Origin of the sequence: Alloalcanivorax marinus (assembly GCF_016906305.1) — a bacterium.
In the GTDB taxonomy this organism is placed as follows: domain Bacteria; phylum Pseudomonadota; class Gammaproteobacteria; order Pseudomonadales; family Alcanivoracaceae; genus Alloalcanivorax; species Alloalcanivorax marinus.
Window position 1 is genome coordinate 33,383 of record NZ_JADDOL010000010.1, and the last position, 25,247, is coordinate 58,629.

The 25,247-nt window shown below is 65.9% G+C and carries 29 protein-coding genes; 8 read left to right on the forward strand and 21 right to left on the reverse strand.

Translation table 11 applies throughout. The features are described from left to right. The first annotated feature begins 6 nt into the window (after positions 1 to 6). Positions 7 to 501 (forward strand): GspH/FimT family pseudopilin, encoded by a 495-nt coding sequence (locus IM760_RS10235; RefSeq protein ID WP_204428911.1) that lies wholly within the window; start codon positions 7 to 9, stop codon positions 499 to 501. Between the two features lie 4 nt (positions 502 to 505). Here the strand turns inward: IM760_RS10235 and IM760_RS10240 are convergent, their stop codons facing one another. The 12 genes from IM760_RS10240 to murJ form a co-directional block, all read right to left on the reverse strand. Then, on the reverse strand, positions 506 to 937 hold the full coding sequence (locus tag IM760_RS10240) for a type IV pilin protein (RefSeq protein ID WP_204428912.1): 432 nt from the start codon (positions 935 to 937) through the stop codon (positions 506 to 508). Further along, positions 934 to 3,900, reverse strand: coding sequence for a pilus assembly protein (locus tag IM760_RS10245; protein WP_204428913.1), 2,967 nt, complete (start codon positions 3,898 to 3,900; stop codon positions 934 to 936). The genes IM760_RS10240 and IM760_RS10245 overlap by 4 nt, the downstream gene beginning before the upstream one ends. A gap of 11 nt (positions 3,901 to 3,911) precedes the next feature. Beyond that, positions 3,912 to 4,457 carry a pilus assembly PilX family protein gene (locus tag IM760_RS10250; protein WP_204428915.1) on the reverse strand — a complete coding sequence of 182 codons (546 nt, stop codon included), beginning with the start codon at positions 4,455 to 4,457 and terminating at the stop codon, positions 3,912 to 3,914. Beyond that, on the reverse strand, positions 4,454 to 5,203 hold the full coding sequence (locus IM760_RS10255; protein ID WP_204429073.1) for a PilW family protein: 750 nt from the start codon (positions 5,201 to 5,203) through the stop codon (positions 4,454 to 4,456). The genes IM760_RS10250 and IM760_RS10255 overlap by 4 nt, the downstream gene beginning before the upstream one ends. Next, on the reverse strand, positions 5,200 to 5,703 hold the full coding sequence (gene pilV / locus IM760_RS10260; RefSeq protein ID WP_239549745.1) for a type IV pilus modification protein PilV: 504 nt from the start codon (positions 5,701 to 5,703) through the stop codon (positions 5,200 to 5,202). Before pilV ends, IM760_RS10255 begins: the two co-directional genes overlap by 4 nt. Positions 5,704 to 5,734: 31 nt before the next feature. Beyond that, positions 5,735 to 6,199: a GspH/FimT family pseudopilin gene (locus tag IM760_RS10265; protein ID WP_338021392.1), complete on the reverse strand. Its 465-nt coding sequence runs from the start codon at positions 6,197 to 6,199 to the stop codon at positions 5,735 to 5,737. A 176-nt stretch (positions 6,200 to 6,375) separates the two neighbouring features. Next, positions 6,376 to 7,311 (reverse strand): 4-hydroxy-3-methylbut-2-enyl diphosphate reductase, encoded by a 936-nt coding sequence (gene ispH, locus IM760_RS10270; protein WP_204428928.1) that lies wholly within the window; start codon positions 7,309 to 7,311, stop codon positions 6,376 to 6,378. A gap of 99 nt (positions 7,312 to 7,410) precedes the next feature. Next, entirely contained in the window at positions 7,411 to 7,881 is a 471-nt protein-coding gene (locus IM760_RS10275; RefSeq protein ID WP_204428929.1) for an FKBP-type peptidyl-prolyl cis-trans isomerase, read from the reverse strand. After that, positions 7,874 to 8,416 carry a signal peptidase II gene (gene lspA / locus IM760_RS10280; protein ID WP_204428930.1) on the reverse strand — a complete coding sequence of 181 codons (543 nt, stop codon included), beginning with the start codon at positions 8,414 to 8,416 and terminating at the stop codon, positions 7,874 to 7,876. The genes IM760_RS10275 and lspA overlap by 8 nt, the downstream gene beginning before the upstream one ends. After that, positions 8,409 to 11,222, reverse strand: a complete 2,814-nt coding sequence (gene ileS / locus IM760_RS10285; protein ID WP_204428938.1) for an isoleucine--tRNA ligase — start codon at positions 11,220 to 11,222, stop codon at positions 8,409 to 8,411. The genes lspA and ileS overlap by 8 nt, the downstream gene beginning before the upstream one ends. After that, on the reverse strand, positions 11,219 to 12,157 hold the full coding sequence (ribF, locus tag IM760_RS10290; RefSeq protein WP_204428939.1) for a bifunctional riboflavin kinase/FAD synthetase: 939 nt from the start codon (positions 12,155 to 12,157) through the stop codon (positions 11,219 to 11,221). The genes ileS and ribF overlap by 4 nt, the downstream gene beginning before the upstream one ends. Before the next feature lie 70 nt (positions 12,158 to 12,227). Further along, positions 12,228 to 13,802: a murein biosynthesis integral membrane protein MurJ gene (gene murJ, locus IM760_RS10295; RefSeq protein ID WP_204428940.1), complete on the reverse strand. Its 1,575-nt coding sequence runs from the start codon at positions 13,800 to 13,802 to the stop codon at positions 12,228 to 12,230. Positions 13,803 to 14,075: 273 nt separating this feature from the next. Here murJ and rpsT point away from each other — a divergent pair, with 273 nt between their 5' ends. Continuing rightward, entirely contained in the window at positions 14,076 to 14,342 is a 267-nt protein-coding gene (rpsT, locus tag IM760_RS10300; RefSeq protein WP_138770834.1) for a 30S ribosomal protein S20, read from the forward strand. Positions 14,343 to 14,436: 94 nt separating this feature from the next. Here rpsT and proB read toward each other — a convergent pair whose 3' ends face one another. From proB to rplU, 4 genes are all read right to left on the reverse strand, one after another. Continuing rightward, positions 14,437 to 15,537, reverse strand: a complete 1,101-nt coding sequence (proB, locus tag IM760_RS10305; protein WP_239549746.1) for a glutamate 5-kinase — start codon at positions 15,535 to 15,537, stop codon at positions 14,437 to 14,439. Beyond that, positions 15,527 to 16,708, reverse strand: a complete 1,182-nt coding sequence (gene cgtA, locus IM760_RS10310; protein ID WP_204428941.1) for an Obg family GTPase CgtA — start codon at positions 16,706 to 16,708, stop codon at positions 15,527 to 15,529. Before cgtA ends, proB begins: the two co-directional genes overlap by 11 nt. 103 nt (positions 16,709 to 16,811) lie before the next feature. Beyond that, positions 16,812 to 17,072, reverse strand: coding sequence for a 50S ribosomal protein L27 (rpmA, locus tag IM760_RS10315; protein WP_203105717.1), 261 nt, complete (start codon positions 17,070 to 17,072; stop codon positions 16,812 to 16,814). Positions 17,073 to 17,099: 27 nt separating this feature from the next. Next, the gene (gene rplU / locus IM760_RS10320) at positions 17,100 to 17,411 is read right to left on the reverse strand and encodes a 50S ribosomal protein L21 (RefSeq protein WP_203105718.1); all 312 of its coding nucleotides are present in this window, start codon (positions 17,409 to 17,411) and stop codon (positions 17,100 to 17,102) included. Between the two features lie 226 nt (positions 17,412 to 17,637). Between rplU and IM760_RS10325 the strand changes: the two genes are divergently transcribed. Together IM760_RS10325 and IM760_RS10330 are read left to right on the forward strand one after the other, a co-directional pair. Then, the gene (locus tag IM760_RS10325) at positions 17,638 to 18,609 is read left to right on the forward strand and encodes a polyprenyl synthetase family protein (protein WP_204428942.1); all 972 of its coding nucleotides are present in this window, start codon (positions 17,638 to 17,640) and stop codon (positions 18,607 to 18,609) included. A 34-nt stretch (positions 18,610 to 18,643) separates the two neighbouring features. Continuing rightward, positions 18,644 to 19,237, forward strand: a complete 594-nt coding sequence (locus IM760_RS10330; RefSeq protein WP_204428943.1) for a YajG family lipoprotein — start codon at positions 18,644 to 18,646, stop codon at positions 19,235 to 19,237. Positions 19,238 to 19,255: 18 nt separating this feature from the next. Here IM760_RS10330 and IM760_RS10335 read toward each other — a convergent pair whose 3' ends face one another. Beyond that, the gene (locus IM760_RS10335) at positions 19,256 to 19,444 is read right to left on the reverse strand and encodes a CPXCG motif-containing cysteine-rich protein (RefSeq protein WP_204428944.1); all 189 of its coding nucleotides are present in this window, start codon (positions 19,442 to 19,444) and stop codon (positions 19,256 to 19,258) included. A 13-nt stretch (positions 19,445 to 19,457) separates the two neighbouring features. Then, positions 19,458 to 19,859, reverse strand: coding sequence for an HIT domain-containing protein (locus IM760_RS10340; protein ID WP_204428946.1), 402 nt, complete (start codon positions 19,857 to 19,859; stop codon positions 19,458 to 19,460). A 212-nt stretch (positions 19,860 to 20,071) separates the two neighbouring features. Here IM760_RS10340 and IM760_RS10345 point away from each other — a divergent pair, with 212 nt between their 5' ends. Further along, positions 20,072 to 20,461, forward strand: a complete 390-nt coding sequence (locus tag IM760_RS10345) for an MAPEG family protein (RefSeq protein WP_204428948.1) — start codon at positions 20,072 to 20,074, stop codon at positions 20,459 to 20,461. On the opposite strand, the gene IM760_RS10350 is transcribed toward IM760_RS10345, so the two are convergent. Beyond that, positions 20,452 to 21,465 (reverse strand): AraC family transcriptional regulator, encoded by a 1,014-nt coding sequence (locus IM760_RS10350; protein ID WP_204428950.1) that lies wholly within the window; start codon positions 21,463 to 21,465, stop codon positions 20,452 to 20,454. The two genes, IM760_RS10345 and IM760_RS10350, sit on opposite strands and share 10 nt — an antisense overlap. Positions 21,466 to 21,770: 305 nt before the next feature. Between IM760_RS10350 and IM760_RS10355 the strand changes: the two genes are divergently transcribed. Next, positions 21,771 to 21,971: a hypothetical protein gene (locus IM760_RS10355; protein ID WP_204429077.1), complete on the forward strand. Its 201-nt coding sequence runs from the start codon at positions 21,771 to 21,773 to the stop codon at positions 21,969 to 21,971. 65 nt (positions 21,972 to 22,036) lie between these two features. Here the strand turns inward: IM760_RS10355 and IM760_RS10360 are convergent, their stop codons facing one another. Next, complete coding sequence (locus IM760_RS10360; protein ID WP_204428952.1) at positions 22,037 to 22,417, reverse strand: hypothetical protein; 381 nt, start codon at positions 22,415 to 22,417, stop codon at positions 22,037 to 22,039. A gap of 291 nt (positions 22,418 to 22,708) precedes the next feature. Between IM760_RS10360 and IM760_RS10365 the strand changes: the two genes are divergently transcribed. Beyond that, positions 22,709 to 23,134, forward strand: coding sequence for a hypothetical protein (locus IM760_RS10365; protein ID WP_204428954.1), 426 nt, complete (start codon positions 22,709 to 22,711; stop codon positions 23,132 to 23,134). Between the two features lie 110 nt (positions 23,135 to 23,244). Beyond that, on the forward strand, positions 23,245 to 24,567 hold the full coding sequence (locus IM760_RS10370) for an ABC1 kinase family protein (RefSeq protein ID WP_204428955.1): 1,323 nt from the start codon (positions 23,245 to 23,247) through the stop codon (positions 24,565 to 24,567). Positions 24,568 to 24,648: 81 nt separating this feature from the next. On the opposite strand, the gene IM760_RS10375 is transcribed toward IM760_RS10370, so the two are convergent. Continuing rightward, positions 24,649 to 25,200 carry a porin family protein gene (locus IM760_RS10375; RefSeq protein WP_204428956.1) on the reverse strand — a complete coding sequence of 184 codons (552 nt, stop codon included), beginning with the start codon at positions 25,198 to 25,200 and terminating at the stop codon, positions 24,649 to 24,651. Between the last annotated feature and the right edge of the window lie 47 nt (positions 25,201 to 25,247).

The following is a 25,247-nucleotide window of genomic DNA, read 5'->3' on the forward strand; positions in this document are numbered from 1 at the left end:
AACGACATGGAAGTCAAAGGATTCACGCTGGTGGAGTGTCTGACCGCCATGCTGGTGGCGGCCATTCTGGTCGGCGCCGGGCATTACATGGGCGCCGAGTGGATGCCCGCTCAGCGGGTGGTCGCCGCCAGCAACGGCGTACTGGGCTTGATGCACCGGGCCCGGGCGGAGGCGTTTACCCGGGGGCCGCTGCTGCTTTGCGACGGCCACAGCCGTTGTGAGCGCTTCGATACCACCGACCGGCTGCTGCTGGCCACCGACCGGGACGACGACGGCCACGTCACCGACGGCGAGGTACTGGAACGGCTGCGTCTGCCCCCCGGCACCACCCTGGAATGGCGGCGCTTCCGGGGCGAGGCGCTACGCTACGGTCGCCGTGGCAACCTCTACTACCAGAATGGCCATTTCCTGATCTGCAACCGTCGCCAGGCCCGCCGCATCGTGATGACGGTGATGGGCACCGCGCGCATCGAACCGGACGACGGCGGTCGCTGCCCGTGACCGGTCAGCGTTTTCCCCAGGCCGGCGAGGAGCCCAGCGTACAGGTACTGCCCTTGCTGAAGCAGGTACGCCCCTCGCTGTCCAGCCTCAGCTGGCCGTCTCCGCTCTGCGGCCCCTTCGGCGTGGCCACCACGTTGTAGCGCTGGTTGTTGTCGGTCACGTTGACGACCACGGTGTAGTAGTCGTTATTGGCCAGATCCGGCGCCAGGCTGCCCAGGGCGCCGCCGGCGTCCTTGTAGGAAAAACGGCGCGCCCGGTAACTCTCCAGGGACGCGGCCAGATCCATCAGCTTGCCCTGGTACTCGGAGCGTCGGGTTTCGCGCACCTGGTTGGTGTACGAGGGGTAGGCGATGGCAGCCAGAATCGCCACGATCACCACCACGATCATCAGCTCGATCAGCGTGAAACCCCGGCTGCGTGCGGCGGCCTGTGTCATTGTTCCGTCTCCTGAGCCGGCGGGAAGTATTCGTTGGCGTCGTTCTTCTTCATCGGGTACCAGCGCTGCTTGCGGAACATGGCGTACTGCAGGTCGACGCCGCCAGGGCACTCCAGACCGGTGCAGAACTGAACCTCGCCATCGCCGGGGCCACTGCCGTCACCGCCACCGCCACCGCCACTTCCTTCGAAAATGGGAATGATGCTGGGCGGAATGGTGGAGGAATCCAGTTCCTCGCCATCCCAGCTACCGCCATCGCCGTCACCACCGGAGACGTCGCCATCGTTGGTGAACGAGCGCGCCTCGCCGGTGAGCAGATCCGCCCGGTAAGCGTAGGCGTTGCCGTAGCGGACCACGCAGGGATCCGCGTCCTGATCCACATCCGAGGGTTTGTAGGTGGTGAACATGACACTGCCCTGGAAAATGGTCGGTGACGACATGACCTTTTCGCCGGACCGGCGGAACGCTACCCGCCAGCCATCGCCGGAGCCGTCCAGGGTGGGCGGGCTGGTGCCGGCCACATTGGGCAGGTCACTGAGCGTGACCACATTGGCGGGCTGGCTGGTGCCGCGGAAATTATGGTCGGCGACCAGGAAGAAGCCTTCGTCGGTGTTTTCGTCCAGAGGGTGGGCCCGGTAGCCGGACCCGATGGCCACATAGAGCGTTTCGCTCAGGCCGCTGCGCTGGTAGCCCACCGCCGGGGCCTCGTAGAAGCGACGGTGATCCTGGGCGCCGGTCCCACCCAGGCTGGCGAGCCGCACCACGCCCTCCACCAGATCCGAGTCGCTGTCGCCGGTGTTGTCCAGATTGATGCGGAACAGCTGGCCGCCCAGGTCACCGAAATAGAGGAAGTCGGCCAGCCCGTCCAGGTTCAGGTCCACCACCGCGATACCCCCGGGCACGCCCCACTTCATGTCCGACACCTGGTGGGTGGCGTTGTCCGAGCCCACCGACCACAGCAGGTCCCCGTTCATGGCATCCACCATGTACACGGCATTGCCCAGATCATCCTTGTTGGCGCGGCTGCCGGCGGTGTCGTGGTCGTCCGGGCTGTAGCCGCCACCGAATACCAGCACCGGTTTGATGGTATCGCCCACCTTCACCCGGGTCAGGGTCGGCGTGGACCAGCTCTGCCCCAGCCGGGCGAAGCCGCTGTCCGGGTCGGCGTCGTCGCTGTCGGCCATCCAACCGCCGCGGATACGCCATTCCAATCTGGGGTTATCGATGTCGGAGACGTCCAGGGCATAGTAATTGCTGCCGCCCCGGCGCATGCCGCCGTAGATATACACATCGTCGGCATCACCGTTGCTCTTGGCGGTACGGTAGGCCACCCAACTGCCATCCATCCCGTACAGGCTGCGGATATTGTCCTCACTGAGCGGCGGCGAGCGCACCAGGTCATAGGCCTGCTTGAGCATCTCGTCCGGCATGAAGGCGAACTTCTCGTCACCATTGTCGGTATCAATGGCGTGCAGCATGCCGCCGTTGGTGGAGACGAACACATAATTGGTCTGGTCGTCGGCATCGGTGCCGTCGCTGTCCACCTCGTAGTTCACCAGCAGCGGCACGCTGTGCATGGGGTCCGCCCACAGGGTCAGCAGCGCGGCATAGACCTCTTCCTTGGTGTCGTAAGCCGGCACCGCGCCGTGATCGGGAATGCCGAAATCGCTTTCGTCCATATCCTCGAGGCGATCTTCGTCCAGGGTGTAGGAGCCGTTGCCGTTCACGTTGCCGATTACCAGCTTGCGGCCGGAAAGCTCCGCCCGGGCACCGCCCTTGCGCACATCCGGGCCATCCGGCTCGCCGTCGGTCCAGTAGCTTTTCGAGGTCTCACGGAAATAACCGGTATCCGAATCCACCGCCCGGTTGCCGTTGGCGTCCACCACCTTGCCATCGTCCAGCCGGTAACGCTTCAGGTTGCCGGGCCAGACCGAGGTCTTCTCCGGCTTGAACATGGCGTAGTAGAGCTGGTCCAGGTGCTCCAGCCGGTTGTTCTGGTTCACCGATACGCCCGGGGAAGTAATGGTCTGGGAATCCTCGGCGATCAGATTGAGAATGTCGTTGAACTCAGCGGCCAGTTCGTCGGCGTTGTCCGCCAGGCGCACGGTGTCGGTGCCGCCATTACTGGCCACGTTATTCATATTGGTGACCTGGCTTGAGCCGGCGCCCACGCCGAACGCCACCTGCCAGGTACGCACCGACCGGCCCTTGCTGTTGCGGTCATCGTCCATCAACCAGCGGGCCAGATCCGCCTGGCAGGAGTAGGAGCCGTTGCACCAGCCACCCGCCAGGTTGCGCACGCTGGAGTAATCGGAATCCTGGGTGGGGTCCCCGTCGGTCATCACGATGATGTGGTTGGTCTCGCACTGGTTGTCCATGTTCATGGGCGAGCTGTACTGCGAGGCGGTGTAGCACTGATTGCCGTAACAGGTGATATTCACGGAGCGACGGGGATCATTCTGCAACGCTTCTCCGCGCTTGGCGTAATCGGACGGGGAAAGGCCCATCATGTAGCGGGCCATTTCCGAGTACGCCTCCATGGTGGGCGTATTGGACGTGCCCTGCAGTCCGTTGACCAGGTTCTTCACTTCCTGCCGCGCCGTGGTATCCATATCACTGACCGGATAGAAGACATAGCCGCCGTAGCCATTGCTGTCGTAGCCGCCGTTGAACTTGCCGACACCGATACGCACGCCGTCGCTGAGGCCGTCCACCACCTGGGTAAACGCCTGCTTCAACTGATACATCTTGGTATCGGATCGGGAACAATCCCGGCTGCCCCGGGGCCGGTCGCACATACTCCCGGAGGTATCGATCAGGAACAGCACATTGGCGGTCTGTTCGTTGGACTCGTTGCTGGCGTCGGCCTGGGCGAAATAGATTTCCGTGTCATCCGCGTAGAGGCAGGTGGGCGCCATCAGGACGGCACCGAACAAACACAAGAAGGCCACGATTCTGTTCATGCTCCCCCCGATCATTCCTGACCAATGTTGTTGAAGTCCGAGGACGCCACCATGCCGCGCTTCAGCGCCTGCTGAAGATGGTGGTCATCCACCTCGAACTGTTCGATTTCCGAGTCGCCCATGATTTCGAAGGTATAGTCGACGATCATGCTACCGGAACCGGTCATGCTGACCTGCCCGCCGGACACCGGCTGCATGCCTTTTTGCCGGGTGCGGGAACCGGCCTGAACCAGCCCTCGGGAATCCATGCGATCGTTGTTCTGGCACGCCGAGAGGCTGACGCCGGAGGCGGTCAGACAACGCTGCATCACCTGCCCATTCAAAAACGGCTGCAACTCCGCGCTGCTCATGGTGTACAGATAACCGAAGGCGTCTTCCACGGCGGATTCCGCGCCCTCGAAGGACATGGCGTCCACCTGGGTGCCGGTGGAAATCTTGGAGCTGAACATGCTGGTCTTCATGGCGGTGATGCCCATCAGGGACACGATCACCAGGATCATCAGCGCCACCAGCAGCGCCACGCCGCGCTGGCGGCGGGCGGTATCCAGGTATTTCATATCTCATTCCAGCGGTAGTTGCGGATCGCCACGGTGGTCTGGAACTGGCGGCGCAGCGTGCGACCGGCCTCCACCGTTTCCTCGTGGTCAAGCAGGTAGAAGGTCTGTTCCTGCTCGGTGCCGTCCATGCTGTTCAGGGGTTTTTCCAGCAGCATCGCCACCTTCACCGCCACCACCGGCGAGGTACCGATGTCGTCGGCGGTGACGTAACGGGCGGGGAACGCCACACTGTCCACCGTCTGGTCGATGCCGTAGAGCACCTGAAAGCTGCGCACGCCCTGCAGCAGGATCACGTCGTCGGCGGCCAGATTGCCCCGGCATTTCAGGTTGCCGTCATCGTCCACCCAGTAGCTGTTGATGATCTCGGTGATCGCCGTCGGCGTCAGGGTCTTGCCGGTGCAGTCCGCATCGCCGTGGTAACTGATGGTGAGCCGATCGCTGCCGGCACCGCCTTCCGCCGCCACCGGCATATTGTCGAAGGCGCTGGTGACGATGCCGGCCAGTTCGGTGGCCGCCACCTGATCGCTCATATAGCCGGTCAGCTTCAGGTCCTGGCTGATAAAGCGCATGGCCAGCTGACCCTGTTCCTGGGCCTCGCTCATCGCCTGCTGCAAGGCGAAGGTGCGCTGGTTGGTGGAGAACAGGGACACGGCGGCGGCGGTGATCAGCAGGCCGAGCACCATGGCCACCATCAATTCGATCAGGCTGAAGCCGTGCATCCCCTGGCGTTTCCCTTGCGCTTTCATCGCGCCACCTCCATCACCACGCACTGGCTGCCTTCATCGGCGTTGACCTCACCGTTGCGCACGCACTCGCCAATGTCCTGTTCGCGCCAGGCCACCACCACGCATTGGGTGGGGCCGGAGGCGGCGGCACAGGGTTGCATGCGGATACGACCGGCGGGCAGCAGCACCCCCGCCTGCCACTCCAATTGTTCGATGTCCCAGGACGCCATGTCGTCGCTGTCGCAGGCCGCGTCGAAGCAATCAGAGGGCGGCGCGTCACCGAAGGCGGCGGTATCGCCGCTCCATTGATCCGGGTCCATGTAGGTGTCGCGGGCGGCGCCGTTGGCCAGCACCCGCTCCAGGGCGTCGCGGGCCAGGGCGGTGGCCTGGGAGCGGGTCTGGGCGGTTTCCGCGCCTTTCAGGGCGCTCAACTGCAGCCCCGCGTAGCCCAGCACGCCGATGGCGAGCACCAGCAAGGCAACCAGGATTTCCACCATGCCCACCCCGGTTTGGTATCGCATACCACTGTCCATTCCCCCTGGACCTCCTTGCTTACCCACAGGTGATCACCGCATTGTCGATCACGCCGAAGCGGCCGACCCGGATGCGCCGGCCACTTTCCCCGCTGCGATCATCACAGACTTCAAATTCCACTTCCGAGGCGATCAGGCCGGAGGGCAGGAATTCGATCTCGTCGTCCGCCGAGGTCACGGTGACCGTGCCGGCGGGCAGGAAACGCTGATCGCCTTCGCTATCGTCGCCGTCGTAGAACACTTCCCAGCCGTCGTTCCAGGAACTGCCCAGATGACGCAGCACCACCGGCTTGCGCCGGTTCACGGCCTGGGCGCGGGCGGTGTTGATGGCGGTGACCAGGTCAGCGGCACTGGATCGCAGAGCGTTATTGGCGGTGACCGACTGAAACGACGGCACCGCGATGGCCAGCAGCACCGCCGCCAGACCGATCGCCAGCATCAGTTCGATGATGGTGAAGCCCCGCTGTTCAGGTAGGTCGATCACCCCGACACTCCGTTCCCGCATTATGGTGATGACACTGTATCAATTGTAAAACCGCGGGCAACGGGACTTGGACGAGCGGTGCGTTCACCGCTCCGAGCGGCGGAAACCGTGAGCGTAAGGTGATCCAGTTCATGGTTTGGGGCGGATTTCCCCGAGGGTGGGACGCCCCGGGGGCCTCAGCCTCGCAGGGCGCGGGGCATGGAAAAGCGGATATTTTCCTCACGGCCGGGGATTTCATGGGCCTCCTGGCCGCCCAGATCACGCAGACGGGCGACGACCTGATGAACCAGTTCTTCCGGAGCACTGGCCCCCGCGGTAACGCCCACGGACCGTTTTCCGTCCAGCCAGGCGGGATCGATCATGGTGGGATCGTCCAGCAGATGGGCCTGGGTGCCGCAGCGCTCGGCCAGTTCGCGCAGGCGGTTGGAGTTGGAGCTGTTCACCGACCCCACCACCAGCACCAGGTCGCACTCCAGCGCCAGCTGGCGCACCGCGTCCTGCCGGTTGGTGGTGGCGTAGCAGATGTCCTCGCGCTTGGGCCCGAGAATATTGGGGAAACGCGCGCGCAGGGCATCGATGATGCGGGCGGTGTCGTCCACGCTGAGGGTGGTCTGGGTGACGAACGCCAGATTGTCCGGGTCGGTCACGGCCAGGTCGGCCACATCCTTTTCGTCCTCGACAAGGTACATGCGGCCGCCCCGGGAGGTGTCGTACTGGCCCATGGTGCCTTCCACTTCCGGGTGGCCCTCGTGGCCGATCAGGATCGCTTCGCGCCCCTCGCGCGCGTAGCGGATCACCTCCATATGCACCTTGGTAACCAGCGGACAGGTGGCGTCGAACACCCGCAGGCCGCGGCGTTCGGCCTCGTCCTGCACCGCCTTGGAGACCCCGTGGGCGCTGAAAATCACGATGGCGTCATCGGGCACTTCGTGGAGTTCCTCCACGAACACCGCGCCGCGTTCGCGCAGGCCATCCACCACATAGCGGTTGTGCACCACCTCATGGCGCACGTGCACCGGCGGCCCGAACACGTCCAGGGCGCGGTTGACGATTTCGATGGCACGGTCCACGCCGGCGCAGAAGCCGCGGGGATTGGCGAGACGGATTTCCATAGAAACGGCCTGATTGGGAGACGTTTAGCGCTTGCCGGGACAGGGAGCAGCGATGCCCACATTGTCTCCGATCCGCCGGCGGGAAGCCAAGCGGAGCGACTATGAACTGAATTTCACCGCCTGTTCGGGGGCGTCGTGCTCAACGGCCACGATTTCCACCTGAAAGGTGAGCTCGCGGCCGGCCAGGGGGTGATTGAAATCCACCGTCACCCAGTCCTGATCCAGGCCGGTGACCACGCCGGGCAGCTCGGCGCCGGCGGCGTCGGCGAAGTTCATCACCGTGCCCGGCTCCAGCTCCTCGGCGGCGAAGGTAGCCCGCTTGAAATGCTGCACATTCTGCTCGTTGTACTCGCCGAAACCGGACTCGGCGTCGATAAAGACACTGCGCTTGTCACCCGGGCGCAGGCCCAGGATGGCCTTTTCGAAGCCCGGCAGCAGCGACCCATCGCCCCAGGCGAAGGTGGCCGGCTTGCCGTCGAAGGTGCTGTCCAGCTCGGTGCCGTCCATCAGATGCACCGAGAAATGCAGCGTGACGCGGGTTTGCGGGCCGACCCGCAGGTCGTCAGTCATGGGCGCGACGCCCTCCCAGCAACATGTCGAGAATGATCAGTATGGCACCCAAGGTGATGGCGCTGTCGGCGATATTAAAGGCCGGGAAGTGATAATTTCCCCAATAGAAATCGAGAAAATCCACCACATGGCCGAGCACCACCCGGTCGTAGAGGTTGCCCAACGCGCCACCAAGAATCAGCGCCAGGGCCGCGCCCTGCATGCGCTCGGTGCGGAGTTTGCGCAGCCAGCCCAGGATCAGCACCGCGGCGATCAGGGCCACCACGGCGAAGAACCAGCGCTGCCAGCCGCCGGCACCGGCCAGAAAACTGAAGGCGGCGCCGGTGTTGTAGGCCAGGGTCAGATTGAACACCGGCAGGATCTCCAGGCGCTCGTACAGCTCGAAACGGGCCACGATCCAATGCTTGGTGAGCTGATCCAGCGCGATCACCAGTACCGTCAGCCACAGCCAGTTGAGCTGGCCGGGCAGGCCCCGGGCCGTGGCCACGGCGGAGCCGGCTCCCTGGGGGTCACGCCCTCCCTGGGGGTCACGCATAGTCGCGCTCCTCGCCCGGGCCTTCCACATTGGTCACGCAGCGGCCACAGATGTCCGGGTGCGCCGGGTCCACGCCCACGTCCTCGCGGTGGTGCCAGCAACGGGCGCATTTGGTGTGCGGCGACGGCGCCACCTTCACCTTGAGCCCGGCCACGGCGCTGTCCTCCAGGTCCGCCGGCGCCTCGGCCAGCGGCGCCAGGGTGGCGGTGGAGGTAATGGTCACGAAGCGCAGCTCGTCGCCGAGCCGGGTCAGTTGCTCCCGCAGCGCATCGTCCACGTAAAGCGTGGCGTCGGCGGCCAGATTGGCGCGCAACTCCTTGCGGTTGCGCGCTTCCTCGATGGCCTTGTTGACCGCCTGCTTCACCGCCTGCACCCGTTCCCAGAACGCCAGATCCATGTCCGCGTCCGCCGGCAGGCCGAACAGGCCGTCGAACCAGGTGGTCAGGAACACGGAGTCGGCCCTGTCGCCGGGCAGATGCTCGTGGATTTCCTCGGCGGTGAAGCTGAGGATCGGCGCCATCCAGCGCACCAGCGCCTGGGCGATCAGGTACAGGGCGGTCTGGCAGGAGCGGCGCGCCACCGAGTCCTCGCGGGTGGTGTACTGGCGGTCCTTGATGATGTCCAGATAGAAGCCGCCCAGCTCATTGGCGCAGAAATTGTGCAGCCGCTGGTAGACCTGATGGAACTGGTAACCGTTGTACAGCTCGCGCAGTTCGTCCTGCAGCTGGGCGGCGCGGGCCACCGCCCAGCGGTCCAGGGCCAGCATGCTGTCCGGCGCCACCGCGTTGGCCACCGGATCAAAGCCGTTCAGGTTGGACAGCAGGAAGCGGGCGGTATTGCGGATCCGCCGGTAGCTGTCCGCCACCTGCTTGAAGATGTTCTTGGATACCGTCATTTCGCCACGGTAGTCCGTGGAGGCGATCCACAGGCGCAGGATGTCGGCGCCCAGTTCGTTCCACACTTCCTGCGGAGCGATCACGTTGCCCAGGGACTTGGACATCTTGCGGCCCTGCTCGTCCACGGTGAAACCGTGGGTGAGCACGCCCTTGTAGGGGGCGGCGTCGCGGATCGCGGTGCCGGTGAGCAGCGACGACTGGAACCAGCCCCGGTGCTGGTCGGAGCCTTCCAGGTAAAGGTCCGCCGGCACGGTCAGTTCCGGGCGCTGTTCCAGCACCGAGAAATGGGTGGTGCCGGAATCAAACCACACATCCAGCACATCGGTGACCTTGCTGTAGCGTTCGGCGTCGTCGCCCAGCAGTTCCGCCGGGTCGAGCTGGAACCAGGCCTCGATGCCTTCCTTCTCCACCCGTTGCGCGACTTCCTCGATCAGGCGCGGGGTCTCCGGGTGCGGTTCGGAGGTGGCCTTGTCCACGAACAGGGCGATCGGCACGCCCCAGGTACGCTGCCGCGAAATGCACCAGTCCGGACGGTCGCGCAGCATGCCTTCCATGCGCGCCTGGCCCCAGTCCGGGGTCCAGGTCACCTGCTTCACTTCCTCCCGGGCGCGGGCCAGCAGGCCGCTTTCGCCCAGGCCGATGAACCACTGGGCGGTGGCGCGGAAGATGATCGGCGTCTTGTGCCGCCAGCAGTGCGGGTAGCTGTGGGTGATGCTCTGCTTGGCGATCAGCACGTCGTGTTCCTTGAGCGCCTCGATCACCGGGCCGTTGGCCTTGTTCACGTGCAGGCCGCCGACCACCGGCAGATCGTCGCGGAACACGCCGTTGTCCTGCACCGGGCTGTCCACTTCCAGGCCATAGCGCTTGCCCACCGCGAAGTCGTCCTCACCGTGGCCCGGCGCGGTGTGCACGCAGCCAGTGCCGGCGTCCACGGTGACGTGCTCGCCCAGCACCACCGGCACCACGCGGTCCAGGAACGGATGATTCAGGGACAGGTTTTCCAGCACCTGGCCCTGGAACGGCGACGAACGGTCCACGTTTTCCAGGCCATAGCGCTCGGTGACCGTGTCCGCCAGCGCTTCCGCCACCACCAGCTGCCGGGGGCGGCCGTCCTGCTCGCCGCTGAGCAGCACGTAGTCCACCTCCGGGTGCACCGCCACCGCCTGGTTGGCGGGCAGGGTCCAGGGGGTGGTGGTCCAGATCACCAGCGCCGGGGCGCTGGCGGTGACGCCGGTGCGCGCGGTGAAGTCCGCCGGGTCCACGGCGGCGAAGGCCACGTCGATGGCCGGCGATTTCTTGTCCTGGTATTCCACTTCCGCTTCCGCCAGGGCGGAGGCGCAGTCCAGGCACCAGTGCACCGGCTTGAAGCCCTTGGTCAGCAGGCCCTTGTCCACGATCTTGCCGAGCGCGCGGATGATGTTCGCCTCGGTGTCGAAGTTCATGGTCAGGTAGGGGTTGTCCCAGTCGCCGAACACGCCCAGGCGGATGAAGTCCTGCTTCTGCCCTTCCAGCTGCTCGGCGGCGTAGGCCCGGCACTCCTCGCGGAACGTGCGCGCGTCCACCTTGTGGCCGGCCTTGCCCACCTTCTGCTCCACCTTGTGCTCGATGGGCAGGCCGTGGCAGTCCCAGCCCGGTACGTAGGGCGCGTCGAAGCCTTCGAAGCCGCGCGCCTTGACGATCATGTCCTTGAGCACCTTGTTGATGGAGTGGCCGATATGGATCGAGCCATTGGCGTAGGGCGGGCCATCATGGAGCACGAACTTGGGCCGGCCGGCGGCGGTCTCGCGAATCTTCCGGTACAGATCCTGCTGGCGCCATTGCGCCAGCCGCTCCGGTTCACGGGTGGCCAGACCGGCTTTCATGGGAAAGTCGGTGTGGGGAAGATTCAGCGTCGCCTTGTAGTCCGTCATAGTCCGTCGTCTTGTGCAAAAAAGGCTTTTACCTGCTCCAGGTCCCGCCGCATGGCGGCCTTGAGGTGGTCCAGGCTGTCAAAGTTCGTTTCCGGGCGCACGAAATGGTGAAAATCCACGCTCAGGTGGTCGTCGTACAGGTCGCCGCTGTAGTCCAGCAGGTGCACTTCCAGGCGGTTCTCGCGGCCGTTCACCGCCGGCCGCGTGCCCAGGTTGGCGGCGCCGGGATGGTGCTCCAGCCCGGCGCCGCTGACGCGCACCGCGAACACGCCCTGCAGCGGCGACACCGGCCGCTTCAGGGCCAGGTTCACGGTCGGCATGTCCAGGGTACGGCCGATCTTGTCGCCGTGGCGTACCCGCCCGCTGATGCGGTAGGGGCGGCCCAGCAGCCGCTCCGCCAGCACGAAGTCCCCGGCCTCCAGGGCGGCGCGTACCCGCGTGCTGGAGACCCGCTCGCCGTCCACCTGACAGGTGGGCGTGTCGGTGACCGCGAAGCCGAAGCGCTCGCCGGCCCGGGCCAGGTACTCGAAGTCACCGTCCCGGCCACAGCCGAAGCGGAAGTCGTCGCCCACCACCAGATAATCGATGCCCAGCCCGGCCACCAGCAGATCGCGCACGAACGCCTCGGCGGTGAGGCTGCGAAAACCCTCGGTGAAACGGGCACAGAGTACCTGATCGACGCCCTGGTCGCGCAGCGCGATCAGCTTGTCGCGCAGGCTCATCAAGCGCGCCGGGGCCTGCTCGGGGGTAAAGAACTCCTGGGGCTGGGGTTCGAACAGCATCACCGTGGCGAGCTTGTCACGGGCACGGGCCTCTTCGATCACCTGCGCCAGGATGCGCTGGTGCCCCAGGTGCACGCCATCGAAATTGCCGATGGTGGCCACGCAGCCCCGGTGCGCCGGCCTCAGATTGTGAATGCCGCGAATCAGTCGCATCCCGCCCTCATAGCCTTCCCGGCCGCGTCCAGCCCGCCGGTCCGGGAGAAAAGAGGGCCGATTATAGAAATCATCGGCGCAGGTGGCGAGGTCTGAGGCCAAGAATCAGCAGCACCAGCAGATAAATCAGCATGCCGGCCACCACGATCAGCCCCAGCCAGAGTATCCGCTCGGTCAAGGCCCCTTGCAGCCAGACCCCGGCGAAGCGGGCCAGGAAGTGGATCGCCGCCGCCATGGCGGCCCCGGCCAGCAGCAGCCGCAGCCAATGACGGCCCCAGCCCTCCAGCGGCTGGAACACGCCGGTCCGGCGCAGCCCGAGATACAGCAGCCCGGCATTGAGCCAGGCGGACAGTGAGGTGGCCAGGGCCAGGCCGGCGTGCTGCAGCGGCCAGACCAGCAGCAGGTTGAACACCATGTTGGCGACCATGGCGATGACGCCGATCTTCACCGGCGTTTTGGTGTCCTGACGGGCGAAATAGCCCGGCGCCAGCACCTTGATCAACATGAAAGCCACCAGCCCGGCGCTGTAGGCCCGCAGCGATTCCGCCGAGCGCAGCACGTCGTTGGCGGTGAACTCACCGTGCCGGAACAGGGTGGCCAGCAGCGGCTCGGCGATCACCGCCAGGGCCAGGGCGGCGGGCACGCCGATCAGCAGCACCAGGCGCAGGGCCCAGTCCAGGGTGCGGCGGAAGGCCTGCGGATCGTCGCCGGCGTGCTTGCCGGACAGGCTCGGCAGAATCACCGTGCCGATGGCGATGGCGAACACCCCCAGCGGCAGTTCCGTGAGCCGGTCGGAGTAGTACAGCCAGGTCACCGAGCCGGTCTGCAGCAGCGAAGCCAGCACCGTGTCCAGCAGCAGATTGATCTGACTCACCGACACGCCGAACAGGGCCGGCGCCATCAGCCGCAGAATGCGGCGCACGCCCGGATCGCGCCAGGCCATGCGCGGCACCGGCATCAGGCTCAGGCGGGCCAGAAACGGCAGCTGGAACAGCAACTGGACGATCCCGGCGATCAGCACCCCCCAGGCCAGCGCCACCGCCATGCGGCCTTCGGCGAAGTGCGGGGCCAGATAAAGGGCGCTGCCGATCAGGCTCAGGTTGAGCAGCACCGGCGTGAACGCCGGCACCGCGAAGCGGTTCCAGGTATTAAGGATGGAGCCGGCGAAGGCGGTCAGGGCGATAAAGAACAGGTACGGAAAGGTCAGCCGCAGCATCTCCACCGCCAGCGCCCTTTTATGGGGGTCGTCGCCGAACCCGGGCGCGAACACCCAGATCAGCAGCGGCGCGCCCAGCACGCCCAGCAGGGTGACCAGGGCCAGGGTGCCGCCCAGGGTGCCGGCCACCCGGTCGATCAGCTGTCGGGTGGCGGCCAGGCTGCCCTCGTCCCGGGCGCGGGTGCGGTATTCGCTGAGCACCGGCACGAACGCCTGGTTGAAGGCGCCCTCGGCGAACAGGCGGCGCAGAAAGTTGGGAATGCGGAAGGCCACGAAAAAGGCATCGGTGCCGGCGGAAGCGCCCAGCAGGCGGGCCAGCACCACGTCACGGACCAGGCCCAGCACCCGCGAGAGCAGCGTCATGGCGCTGACCACCAGGGTGGAGGCCAGCAAACCGCCTTTTTTACCTTTCGTCGCCTGCTCGTCCATTCCCGGGTCTCCGTGAAACCGGCCAAGGGTACCCAAAGCACCGGCCGCCCGCCAGCGGCGGGGCCATGGCGCGCCAATCGGGCCGCGGACGACCGGGACCCCGGCCGGACACCGGCTGAATAAACGGTTTATTATTGACTTCTCAGGTACGGATCGGCATCATTGCGCACCTTCAAACCGGCCCACGGGCACTCGTGCGTCCCGGTTTCACCGAATCAAGCAGATTGATACGGCCTTTTCGGGGCCGGTCAGAGACAAGACAGGAGCAGGACCTTGGCTAACTCACCGCAAGCACGCAAACGCGCGCGTCAGGCGGAAACGCGTCGTCAGCACAACGCCGCGATGCGTTCCATGGTGCGTACGTACCTCAAGAAGGTAAATGCGGCCATTGCGTCCGGCGACCAAGGCGCCGCCCAGGAAGCCTTCCAGAAGGCGACCTCGGTGCTGGACAAGGCCACCCGCAAAGGCAAGTTTCACCCGAACAAGGCCGCGCGCCACAAGAGCCGCCTGAACGCCAAGATCAAGGCCATGGCGGCCTGATCCCCCGGCGCACGCGCTCAAAAAAACCGGCCTCTGGCCGGTTTTTTTATGTCTGACGTCTGGCACGCTGTCGCGCTCCAGAGCCCCCCCCCTTCTAGAGCACCACCATATTGTCCCGGTGGATCAGCTCCTCTTCGTTCATGAAACCCAGCACCCCGGCGATCTCGTGGCTCTTCTTGCGGCACAGCCGGCGGGCGTCGGCGGCGTCGTAGTTGATCAGCCCGCAGGCGACACGCTCGCCGTGCTCATCCTCACAGGCCACCATCTCACCCCGGGAAAACTGCCCGAAGACATCCACCACTCCCACCGGCAGCAGACTGGAGCCGGCTTCCCGTAAACGGCGGGCGGCGCCGGCGTCCAGCACCAGCCGGCCGCGCATGCGCAGGTGCCCCGCCAGCCACTGTTTGCGGGCGTTCATGGGCGAGGTGTCCGGCATCAGGGTGGTGCCGGGGGCGTCGCCGGCCAGCAGCTCGGCGAGCACCTCCGGACGACGGCCCGAAGCGATGGTGGTCATCGTCCCGGAGCGCGCCGCCAGGCCGGCGGCGCGCACCTTGGTGGCCATGCCGCCACGCCCCAGGCCGGAACCGCCGCCGCCGGCCATTCGCGCGATGGCCGGGTCGGAAGCCCGCGCCTCGCGGATCAGGGTGGCGGCGGGATTCTGGCGCGGGTCCGCGTCGAACAGCCCCTCCTGGTCGGTGAGGATCACCAGGCGGTCCGCCTCCACCAGGTTGGCCACCAGGGCCGCCAGGGTGTCGTTGTCGCCAAAGCGGATTTCGTCGGTGACCACGGTGTCGTTTTCGTTGACCACCGGCACCACCGCGAAGCCCAGCAGGGTCAGCAGGGTGCTGCGCGCGTTCAGGTAGCGCTTGCGGTCGGACAGGTCATCGTGGGTCAGCAGCACCTGGGCGGTGTGCAGGTCGTGCTTGCGGAAGCAGGACTCCCAGGCCTGCACCAGGCCCATCTGCCCCACCGCCGCGGCGGCCTGCTGCTGGTGGATGGATTCCGGCCGGCGGGCCCAGCCCAGCCGGGTCATGCCCTCGGCGACGGCGCCGGAGGACACCACGATGGGCTCGATGCCGGCGGCCCGCAGCGCCACCATCTGGTCCACCCACACCTGCATCAGATCACGATCCAAGCCGCGTCCGTCATTGGTGAGCAGGGCGCTGCCGATCTTGATCACCCACCTAGCGCTCATAGACGATCTCCACCTCGTGATCGTCGTCGTCATCATCGTCGTCGTTGTCCCGGGCGGCCCGGTTGACGCGCTTGATCTCCTGGATCTTCTCGCGGGCTTCCTGCTCCAGGCGCTCACGCAGGGCGCGCTGCCCGGCGGCGTACTCCGGGTCTTCCTTCTCCCGCTGACGGCGCTCCTCGATGGCGTTCATCAGCGCGTACACCAGCTCCTCGCAGCCCACGCCGGCGGCGGCGGACAGCCGGAACACCGGCCCCTGCCAGCCCAGCTCGGCGACGATCTCGTCCACCCGCTCGGCGGCTTCCTGGTCGGGCAGCAGGTCGATCTTGTTGAACACCAGCCAGCGCTCCTGCTCGGCCAGGGCCGGCGAAAAGCGATCGAGCTCATCGGCGATGGCGTCGATCTGGTCCGCCGGCTCGCCGTCCAGCGGCGCGATGTCCACCACGTGCAGCAGCAGCCGGGTGCGCGCCAGGTGTTTGAGGAAACGGATCCCCAGACCGGCGCCCTCGGCGGCCCCTTCGATCAGACCAGGAATGTCGGCCACCACGAAGCTGCGGTAGCGGTCTGCCTTCACCACCCCCAGATTGGGCACCAGGGTGGTGAACGGATAATCCGCCACCTTGGGCTTGGCGGCGGAGATCGCGCGGATCAGGGTGCTCTTGCCGGCGTTGGGCATGCCCAGCAGGCCCACGTCCGCCAGCACCTTGAGTTCCAGGCGCAGGCGGCGGACCTCCCCGGGGGTGCCGTTGGTGGTCTTGCGCGGCGCCTGATTGACGCTGCTCTTGAAGTGCACGTTGCCCAGGCCGCCGCGGCCGCCCTTGGCCACCATCACCGCCTCACCGTCGCGGGTCAGGTCCGCCAGCACCTCATCGGTGTCCAGGTCCACCACGGTGGTGCCTACCGGCACCTTCAGATAGATATCCTCGGCGGATTTGCCGGTCATCTGCCGGCCCTTGCCGGGCTCGCCGTTACGCGCCTTGTAGCTGCGCTCGTAGCGGTAATCCACCAGGGTGTTCAGGTTGCTGTCGGCCAGCACGTAGACGTGCCCGCCGGCGCCGCCGTCACCGCCGTCCGGGCCGCCGAATTCCACGTACTTTTCGCGCCGGAAACTCAGGCAGCCGTGGCCGCCGTTACCGGCGCGGACATCAATGGTGGCTTCGTCGACGAATTGCATGGGGCGACTCTTCAGAACAGGTGGATGGGTATTCTAGCGCGCCGAGCCATAAAAAAGCCCCGCGGGCCGGGCCTCGCGGGGCTTTTTTGTGATCCCGGAGGGATCAGGCCACGGGCTCGATCACCACGTACTTGCGACCCAGCGGGCCCTTGGTCTCGAACTTCACGCGACCGGCTTCGGTGGCGAAGATGGTGTGGTCCTTGCCCATGCCGGTGTTCACACCGGAATGGAAGCGGGTGCCACGCTGGCGGATGATGATCTCGCCGGCTTTGACTTCCTGACCGCCGAAGCGCTTCACGCCAAGGCGTTTACTTTCGGAGTCGCGGCCGTTACGAGTACTACCACCGGCTTTTTTATGTGCCATGTCTCAATCCTCTTGCTGCGTTGCGGATCAGCCCTGGATCCCGGTGATTTTCACCGCCGTGTACCACTGGCGATGGCCTTGCTGCTTGCGGGAGTGCTTGCGGCGACGGAACTTGACGATCTTCACCTTCTTGTGGCGGCCTTGCTCAACCACCTCGGCGGACACCTTGGCGCCGTCCAGCAGGGGCTGGCCCACCTTCACGTCGTCGCCGTCGGCAACCAGCAGCACCTGATCGAATTCCACGGTCTCGCCGGTGGCCACTTCGATCTTCTCCACGCGCAGGGTATCACCCTCTTCAACGCGGTACTGCTTGCCACCCGTCTTGATGACTGCGTACATCTTGCTTGCTCCGGATAGATCCTCGCGGGCGGGCTCGCTGTGTTGGGCGAGAGCCGCTTTCGGTGCCCGGCGGATGATGAAAAACAGGGTCGCGAAGTGTACGCCAACCCGGCGCCGCGCTCAAGCCCATTTACCGCGGCTTCACGGGCGATGGCTTTTCTTGACTGACCGGGCCCCGCTGCTAGCATTGCCCGCTGTTCACGCCCCCTTTTTTGGATAGCGCTCCATGGATTTCAAGGCCATCAGTTCCGTCGTCGCGGACGACTTCGAGGCGGTGAACCGCTTCATCACCCATCACCTGGACACGGAAGTTCCGCTGATCCGCGAAGTGGGCGAATACATCGTCGATTCCGGCGGCAAACGGCTGCGCCCCCTGGTCGGCCTGCTCAGTGCCCGGGCCTCCGGCTATGCCGGGGAGCAGCACGTGGACGTGGCGGCGGTGATCGAATTTTTGCATACCGCCACCCTGTTGCACGATGACGTGGTGGACGAATCCAGCCTGCGCCGGGGGCGGCCCACGGTGAACGCGGTGTGGGGCAACTCCGCCAGCGTGCTGGTGGGCGACTTCCTGATTTCCCGCGCGCTGCAGCTGATGGTGGCCCTGGAGGACCAGCGCCTGCTGGAGATTCTCTCGCAGAGCACCAATACCATCTCCGAGGGTGAGGTGCTGCAGCTGATCAATACCCGCGACCCGGACACCACCGAAGACAGCTACATGCGGGTGATCCACCATAAGACCGCCAAGATGTTCGAGGCGGCGGCGGAGACCGGCGCGGTACTCGGCGCCCGCACCGAACCCGACCGCTGCGCGGATTTCGCCACCTTCGGCCTGCATCTGGGCATCGCCTTCCAGCTGATCGACGACGTGCTGGACTACCAGGGCGACGTGAGCGCGCTGGGCAAGAACGTGGGCGACGACCTGGCCGAGGGCAAACCCACCCTGCCGCTGATCTACGCCATCCAGCACGGTGCGCCGCAGCACGCCGACCTGATCAAGAACGCCATTCGCACCGGCGGCCTGGACCACCTGCGCGAAATCGTCGAGATCGTGCACGACTGCGGCGGGCTGCGCTATACCATCGACCGCGCCGACGAACACACCGCCCGCGCCCTGGAAGCACTGGCGCCGGTGCCCGGTTCACGTTACAAGGAAGCACTGCAACGTTTGGCGGAGGAATCCCTGCGCCGCACCTATTGAGGCTCCTGTTCCACCACCTGTTATGGAGAATGGCATGAAACAGCTTCTCGTCCTGGTCGCCGCGGCGCTGCTGGTCACCGGTTGCGCGCTCAGCCCGCAGCGGATCCAGATCGAACCCAAACCCCAGGTCACGCCGGCCAACTTCGGCCAGAACAGCCCGGTGCAGGTGATCGCGGTGGATTCCCGGTCGCAGAAGGCGTTCGGCTCCCGCGGCGGCGTCTATAAGGACACGGCACTGGTGATGCCCGCCAACGATGTGCGCGAAGCCATCGAGGAAGCGGTGCGCGGCGGCCTGCAGAGCCTGGGCTATAACGCCTTCAACCCGGGCGGCGACGCCACCACCCTGGAAGTGCGCCTGGAGAAGCTGGACTACGTGCCGGAGGAAGGCTCGGTGGTCAACCGGGTCAATCTGGATCTGGTGCTGCAGGCCGAGGCACGGCGCGGCGATACCACCCACACCGGCACCTACAAGAGCAGCACCCAGCACGACCTGCCGTTCACGCCCAACGCGGAGCGCAACCAGGCCATGGTCAACGAGATTCTCAGCCGCTCCATCGAGCGCCTGCTGAATGACCGGGAAATGCTCGACTTCCTGGCCGGCGACGACTCTCCCCTGCCCTCTCCGTAAGCCGCCCGGGTCGACGACTCAGGGATTTTCCGGATGCGCCGACACGGTCGGCGTCTCCGGGTCCGGCCAGGTCACCGTGAACACCAGTGGCTGGCAGCACACGTGGCAGTCCTCCACGTATTCCTGATCGCCCTGGGACGGGTCCACCAGCGCCTCGAAGTATTCCCAGCAGTGCGGGCATTGCACCGCCACCGGAATCAGTTCCATCAATCGGGTCTCCTCACGGCCGGTCCGCCGGCAGCCGGATTCGCGCCAGCCAGTCCGGTGCCGTCTCCAGGGGGCGCGGCGTGCCCTGCCCCCACACCGGCCCCGGCCAGCATTCGTCTCCCTCGAAACGGGCGATCACGTGCACGTGCAGCTGCGGCACCAGATTGCCGAGGGCGCCCAGGTTGATCTTGTCGGCGCCGGTGACCCGCTCCAGCTCCGCGGCCAGATGATTCACCGTGGCCAGCAGCCGCGCCTGGTCGCCGTCGGGCAGATGGTGCCACTCGCGCAGGCCGTCCCGCTTGGGCACCACGATCAGCCAGGGGAAGCGGCCGTCGCGCATCCAGCGCAGCCAGCACAGGTCGGTTTCGCCCAGCGCGCCGGTGTCGGCGGCGAGACGGGGATGCAGAGAAGCCATAGATCGATCGTCCACCAGATATCCGCAAAAACAGCGCCGCCGCACGGCTGGGCAAGACCGTCGGCGTCCCGTAACATGATACGCAAAAATTAGCGTCCATTCGGCGCCGGGCGCCGTCGCCGGACGCACACTACACGATAAAACACCCGACGAAAAAAGGAACGCCGGTTCGTGACCAGGGAGGGCTGTTCACCTTGCAAAGGGGGAAGGTCATGGAATGGGTCGCGATCATCACCGCGGTGGCGGTGCTGCAATGCGCGCTGTTCAGCTTCGTGGTGGGCCGCGCCCGGGTCAAATACCAGATCCGCGCGCCGGCCATCCAGGGCCATGAACTGTTCGAGCGCTGCCAGCGCGCCCACGGCAATACGGTGGAGCAGCTGGCGCTGTTTCTGCCCGGCCTGTGGCTGTTCGGCTGGTATCTGGAACCGCGCGCCGCCGCCGCCCTGGGCCTGTTGTTCGTGGTCGGGCGTCAGCTCTATTTCAACGCCTATCTGGAGCAACCGCGCCAGCGCGGGCGCGGCTTCCTGCTCGGCTTTCTGGCCACCCTGACGCTTTTGCTCGGCGGGCTGGGCGGCGCGCTGGCTCAGCTGATCTACCGGTAGTCGGAGGGGCTGCGGCCGGTCCAGCGCCGGAACGCCCGGGCGAAGTTGGAGGCATCGGAATAGCCCAGGGCCAGGGCGATCTCGTCCACCGAACGCGGGCTCTGAGTCAGATATTCCACCGCCAGCCCCTTGCGCAGGTCGTCCAGCAGGGTCTGATAGCTGGTGCCCAGCTGTTGCAGCTTGCGCTTCAGGGTCCGCGACGACATGTGCAGCTCCGAGGCCACGTCCTCGACGCCGGGGAAGCCGCCGGAGCCGGCCAGCATGATGCGCCTTACCTGGCCCAGCAGCGCCGGCGGCGCCTTGATCTGTTCCATCTCCTGCTCGCACTGGGCGGCGGCCATCTGCGCCAGGCGCGGGTCGGCGAAACGCAGCCGGCGCTGCAGACGCTCCACCGGAAAGCGCATCTGGCTGTTGGCGCAGTCGAAGTACACCGGCACCGGAATCAGCCCGCGCAGCCGGGAAAAGTAATCCGGCTCCGGGTAGGAAAAGCGCAGTTCGCCCAGAATCTCCACATCGGGGACCAGCTGCATGGCCATGAAGTGGAAACTGGAGAACAGGCTCTCCACCACCAGCGGCGCCAGTTCCCCCAGTGCCAGCATTTCATTGACCTGCAGCACCGCCCACTCCCCCTCGGTGAAGCTTTCCAGCTGAATGATGGTGCTGCGCGTGCGGAAAAACTTCACCGCCAGCTCGATGGCATCCCCCAGGGTGTCGCTGCTCATCGCCGCATAGCCCAGGAAGCCGTGGGAGGACAGCGTCATGGACGCGCCCAGTTCCCAGCCCATCCAGGGCTCCTCGGTGAGCGCCAGGGCGCGGCGCGCGAAGCGGTCGAACACGGCGGCGGTGAGGCGCGCCTTGGGGTCCCGCCAGCACCCGGCTTCGATGGGCAGCCCGGCCAGCGCCCGCTCCTCGCTGACGCCCCGCTTTTCAAGAAACTCCAGCATCAACGCCAGGTATTCGGCGGAGATGGTGTAGTCCTCCGCGCTCATTTTGAGAATCGTCATACTTATTATCCCTTGGCCCAAAATGACCAGCCCGGCGTCACCTTACCCATACCTTTCCCATCAAGGCAAGGGCCGCAGCGCCCTGCCCGGCCCGTCGGCGGCCAGCGGTGGGCGGCGGCGACCGCTCACCGGGGTGACGCTGCGGGTCACATCCTGCCGAGGCACGCCCCGGCCCGCCGCCCCACGCCGGCGGGCCCCGTTCAAGCCATTGATCTTCAAGGATCTTTTCCGCGATACCAGGATGGCACGATTATCGCTTTGGGGACTGTCGCTCAGGCGAAACAGCGCCGGCGGGGGATCGGACCATGAGCAAAATCATCAGACTGGAACAACGGTGCCCGGAAACGGCACTGGACAACCTCAACAGGCTCACCGGGCTGGACTTTCAGAGCTGGCCGGAGTCGTTGCTGGAGATCGGAGAGGACGTGGCCGCCGACAATCTGGAGGCTTCGTCCGAGCGCGAGGGGGGAAAGGCGCCGGCACCCGTGGCCGGCTATGGCCGCTAGCCAGGCGCCAGACAGGGGCGGACCCGTGGGGGAAAACCGGGTCCGCCCCGGGGACCGGTGGCCGGTCAATAATTGGAAATCAGCTTGTCCTGGGGACGCAGGGCGGTGCCCCGGCGCTGCATGTACAGCTCCTCGATCACATAGCGCGTGCCCGGATCCGATAGACGCAGGGATAGCTGGACCTGTTCCACGCTGTCCGTGAAACGCAACCGTACCAATCCGGACAGCAGCGCGCTGCCATCGCCGCCGACCTCGGCGGCGTCCACCAGCACTGCGGGGTGGTTACTGGCGTCCAGGTAGCGGACCACCAACTGCAGCGTACCGGGCTGGCCGGACACCCGGACCCAGGCGGCCACGTTGAATTCCGCGTCCCATTGACGGGCGCGAGCGGGACGTGCGCTCGCCCAGATGCGGTTCGGCACCTTGGCGATCACCTTTTCGATCATAAAGACGTCTCGATTCGGAACTTCGTATTGGACGGCAGCGGCGCCCCGTGGAGCGCCCGCGGCGCCTAAGGAGCGCCCGCGGCGTCCCAAGGAGCGCCCGCGGCGCCCCAAAGAGTGTACGGCCCGACCGTCGGTTCCCGCCACGTCCGACTTGGCGCCGGGCCTGAGCGGCTCGTCACAGCCTGCGGACACCGCTGCTGTCGGATTGTTTGACAAACCCAACCGGACCGGGGCGAGCCGGCGCTTATTATGCCCGCCATCGAAGCGACGGATGTGAAGGAGGATACTCGCATGTCTGACTCAACCTTTCTGAACCGCGCCCGCCAATGGGGCGACAAACTCTACCTGGCCGGCCTGGGAGCCTACAGCAAGGCCGGTGAGAACACGGAAGCGCTGTACGCCCGCTGGGTGGAAACCGGCGGCGACGCCTATGGCGACGAGGCCGAGGGCAAGTCCCGGCTGCTGCTGGCCGGTCGCGGCCTGGTGGAAGACACCCGCGCCCTGCTCAGCGAGGCGCCGCGCAAGCGCCACGCGCTGTACGAAGAGTGTGTCGAAACCGGCAAGCAGGTCCGCGGTGAAGACGCGGAAGACAGCAATGAATTCATCCTGGCCGGCGCCGGCGCGGTGGCGTCCGTGCGCGAGCGCGGCCGCCGCCTGTTCGACGGCTGGGTCAGCGCCGGTGAACAACTGAGTGCCGGCAAGCAGCAGGACGCCTGATTCCTGTTTTTTCTGCCTGCTCTCCTTTGACGGGACCCTGATCGGGTCCCTTTTTTTATTTCCGCCACGGCGCTAGGCTGATCCGGCTTCCCATCGCCAGCGAGCAAACCATGGCCAAACGCCGCGACCGGGCCGCCTCCACCGGCGGCCGATTCTGGAAATTGACGGGCATGACCACCTCCATCGCCACCCGCGTGGCCGGCCAGCAGGTGCGCGGCTGGTTTCAGTCGGACCAGGACCGTCAGGCCAGCCGCGAGGAACTGATGCGCCACATCGGCCGGGAGGTCGCCGCTACCCTCGGGCAGATGAAAGGCGCGGTCATGAAGGTGGGGCAGATCGCGTCGCAAATGCAGGACGTGCTGCCCCGGGAAATCAGTGAGCAACTGGCGGTGCTGCAGAACGCCTCCGCACCCATGCCCTTCCATGTGATCCGGCGACAGCTGGAGAAGGAGTTGGGCGCCCCGGTGACGGAGCGTTTCGCGGACTTCCAGGAAACCCCGTTCGCCGCCGCCTCCATCGGCCAGGTACACCGGGCCATCACCCTGGACGGCGAGCCGGTGGTGGTGAAGGTGCAGTACCCGGCGGTGAAAAGCTCCATCGACTCGGACATGAAGCACCTCAAGCGCATTCTCAAGCTGGGCAGCCTGCTGCGGGTGGACGAGCGCGCCCTGGACGCGGTGTTTCGCGAGATCCGCCAGCAACTGGACGAGGAACTGGATTACCACCGCGAGGCGGAGAATCTGCGCCTGTTCCGCGATTTCCACCGCCCCGATACCGATGTGGTGATCCCGAAGGTGTTCGAGGCCCTGTCCGGCGCCACCGTGCTGACCCTGAGCCTGGAAGAAGGCACCCCGCTGGACCAGGTCAATGACGACAACGGCTTCGACCAGGACCTGCGCAACCGGCTGGGGGAACGTCTGTTCGACCTGCTCGCCCGGCAGATCTTCCAACTGCACGCCGTGCACTGCGACCCGCACCCGGGCAACTTCGCGTTCCGCCCCGACGGCGGCATCGTGTTCTACGATTTCGGCGCCGTGAAGCGGCTGCCGGAGGAAGACGTGGCGTTGATGGCCACGCTGACCGACGCGGCGCTGCAACAGGACTGGGCGAGACTGGATCAGGCGTTGCTGGAGATCGGCGCCCGGCGCGCCGATACCCGGGTCGCCGACAGCTTCTATGACGCCTGGGTGCCGGTGCTGCTGCAGGGCGTCGCCGATACCCCCTACGACTTCGCCACCGCCCGGGTGCACCAGGAGGTGGTGAAGAAAGCCCGGGCCACGCCCTGGGAGGACATGCTCAAGTTCCAGCCCAGCTCCAGGACGCTGCTGGTGCAGCGCGTGGTGGGCGGTCATTACTGGACCTTGAAGAACCTGGGCGTGGCCAGCGCCCTGCGGCCACGGCTGCGGCGTATCCTCGAAGAGCGGGCCGCCTGAGCGGCCCGGCGAACACCGTGGCCCAACCAAAAGCGCCGGCGAAAACGCCGGCGCGGTCGGTGGGTCGGAACGGTCGCGGGGTCAGAACGCGGACCGCAGGCCCACGCTGATGCCGGAAATCTCCTCATCGTCCTGATCGTAGTAGCGCATGTATTCCAGGTTGGCGCCGAACGTATCGGTCAGATTGAAGTCCAGGCCGGCACCGTAGGATTCGCCCTCGTAGTGCTCGTCCTCGTCCACGGAATAATCAATGCCGGCCAGGGTGCCCTGGGCTTTGACGGTGCCTTTCATCTTGCTATAGCCACCGACCACATAGGGGTGCACCGTTTCGGACAGCGGCGCGGACAGCTTCAGATAGGCGCCGTACATGTGGTCCAGATCGAAATCGAGAATGCCCTGGGAGTCATCGTTGACGCCCATGCCACCGCGGGCTTCCACCCCGAGGTAGTCGTTGAACTCGAAGCCGGCACGCACCACCGCCGTGTCCAGTTTGAGGGTATCGGTGTCGTACTGGTCGTTATCGTACTGCACCTGGGTGTAGTTGGCGCCGATGTACGGCCCCGCCGCGAAGGCACCACCGGCGACCAGCGAACAGGACAACACCATCACCTTGCCGAGAATTCTGACCTTCATTTGCGTCTCCTTTTGCTTGAGCGGTCCGGAAGATTTGACCGGAAGGG

What these genes read in the sequence shown, in the direction of transcription:
- IM760_RS10235 (WP_204428911.1), top strand. Translation starts at nt 7, where the DNA reads ATGGAAGTCAAAGGATTCACGCTGGTGGAGTGTCTGACCGCCATGCTG.
- IM760_RS10240 (WP_204428912.1), bottom strand. Translation starts at nt 937, where the DNA reads ATGACACAGGCCGCCGCACGCAGCCGGGGTTTCACGCTGATCGAGCTG.
- IM760_RS10245 (WP_204428913.1), bottom strand. Translation starts at nt 3,900, where the DNA reads ATGAACAGAATCGTGGCCTTCTTGTGTTTGTTCGGTGCCGTCCTGATG.
- IM760_RS10250 (WP_204428915.1), bottom strand. Translation starts at nt 4,457, where the DNA reads ATGAAATACCTGGATACCGCCCGCCGCCAGCGCGGCGTGGCGCTGCTG.
- IM760_RS10255 (WP_204429073.1), bottom strand. Translation starts at nt 5,203, where the DNA reads ATGAAAGCGCAAGGGAAACGCCAGGGGATGCACGGCTTCAGCCTGATC.
- pilV (WP_239549745.1), bottom strand. Translation starts at nt 5,703, where the DNA reads ATGCGATACCAAACCGGGGTGGGCATGGTGGAAATCCTGGTTGCCTTG.
- ispH (WP_204428928.1), bottom strand. Translation starts at nt 7,311, where the DNA reads ATGGAAATCCGTCTCGCCAATCCCCGCGGCTTCTGCGCCGGCGTGGAC.
- IM760_RS10275 (WP_204428929.1), bottom strand. Translation starts at nt 7,881, where the DNA reads ATGACTGACGACCTGCGGGTCGGCCCGCAAACCCGCGTCACGCTGCAT.
- lspA (WP_204428930.1), bottom strand. Translation starts at nt 8,416, where the DNA reads ATGCGTGACCCCCAGGGAGGGCGTGACCCCCAGGGAGCCGGCTCCGCC.
- ileS (WP_204428938.1), bottom strand. Translation starts at nt 11,222, where the DNA reads ATGACGGACTACAAGGCGACGCTGAATCTTCCCCACACCGACTTTCCC.
- ribF (WP_204428939.1), bottom strand. Translation starts at nt 12,157, where the DNA reads ATGCGACTGATTCGCGGCATTCACAATCTGAGGCCGGCGCACCGGGGC.
- murJ (WP_204428940.1), bottom strand. Translation starts at nt 13,802, where the DNA reads ATGGACGAGCAGGCGACGAAAGGTAAAAAAGGCGGTTTGCTGGCCTCC.
- proB (WP_239549746.1), bottom strand. Translation starts at nt 15,537, where the DNA reads ATGAGCGCTAGGTGGGTGATCAAGATCGGCAGCGCCCTGCTCACCAAT.
- cgtA (WP_204428941.1), bottom strand. Translation starts at nt 16,708, where the DNA reads ATGCAATTCGTCGACGAAGCCACCATTGATGTCCGCGCCGGTAACGGC.
- rpmA (WP_203105717.1), bottom strand. Translation starts at nt 17,072, where the DNA reads ATGGCACATAAAAAAGCCGGTGGTAGTACTCGTAACGGCCGCGACTCC.
- rplU (WP_203105718.1), bottom strand. Translation starts at nt 17,411, where the DNA reads ATGTACGCAGTCATCAAGACGGGTGGCAAGCAGTACCGCGTTGAAGAG.
- IM760_RS10325 (WP_204428942.1), top strand. Translation starts at nt 17,638, where the DNA reads ATGGATTTCAAGGCCATCAGTTCCGTCGTCGCGGACGACTTCGAGGCG.
- IM760_RS10330 (WP_204428943.1), top strand. Translation starts at nt 18,644, where the DNA reads ATGAAACAGCTTCTCGTCCTGGTCGCCGCGGCGCTGCTGGTCACCGGT.
- IM760_RS10335 (WP_204428944.1), bottom strand. Translation starts at nt 19,444, where the DNA reads ATGGAACTGATTCCGGTGGCGGTGCAATGCCCGCACTGCTGGGAATAC.
- IM760_RS10340 (WP_204428946.1), bottom strand. Translation starts at nt 19,859, where the DNA reads ATGGCTTCTCTGCATCCCCGTCTCGCCGCCGACACCGGCGCGCTGGGC.
- IM760_RS10345 (WP_204428948.1), top strand. Translation starts at nt 20,072, where the DNA reads ATGGAATGGGTCGCGATCATCACCGCGGTGGCGGTGCTGCAATGCGCG.
- IM760_RS10350 (WP_204428950.1), bottom strand. Translation starts at nt 21,465, where the DNA reads ATGACGATTCTCAAAATGAGCGCGGAGGACTACACCATCTCCGCCGAA.
- IM760_RS10355 (WP_204429077.1), top strand. Translation starts at nt 21,771, where the DNA reads ATGAGCAAAATCATCAGACTGGAACAACGGTGCCCGGAAACGGCACTG.
- IM760_RS10360 (WP_204428952.1), bottom strand. Translation starts at nt 22,417, where the DNA reads ATGATCGAAAAGGTGATCGCCAAGGTGCCGAACCGCATCTGGGCGAGC.
- IM760_RS10365 (WP_204428954.1), top strand. Translation starts at nt 22,709, where the DNA reads ATGTCTGACTCAACCTTTCTGAACCGCGCCCGCCAATGGGGCGACAAA.
- IM760_RS10370 (WP_204428955.1), top strand. Translation starts at nt 23,245, where the DNA reads ATGGCCAAACGCCGCGACCGGGCCGCCTCCACCGGCGGCCGATTCTGG.
- IM760_RS10375 (WP_204428956.1), bottom strand. Translation starts at nt 25,200, where the DNA reads ATGAAGGTCAGAATTCTCGGCAAGGTGATGGTGTTGTCCTGTTCGCTG.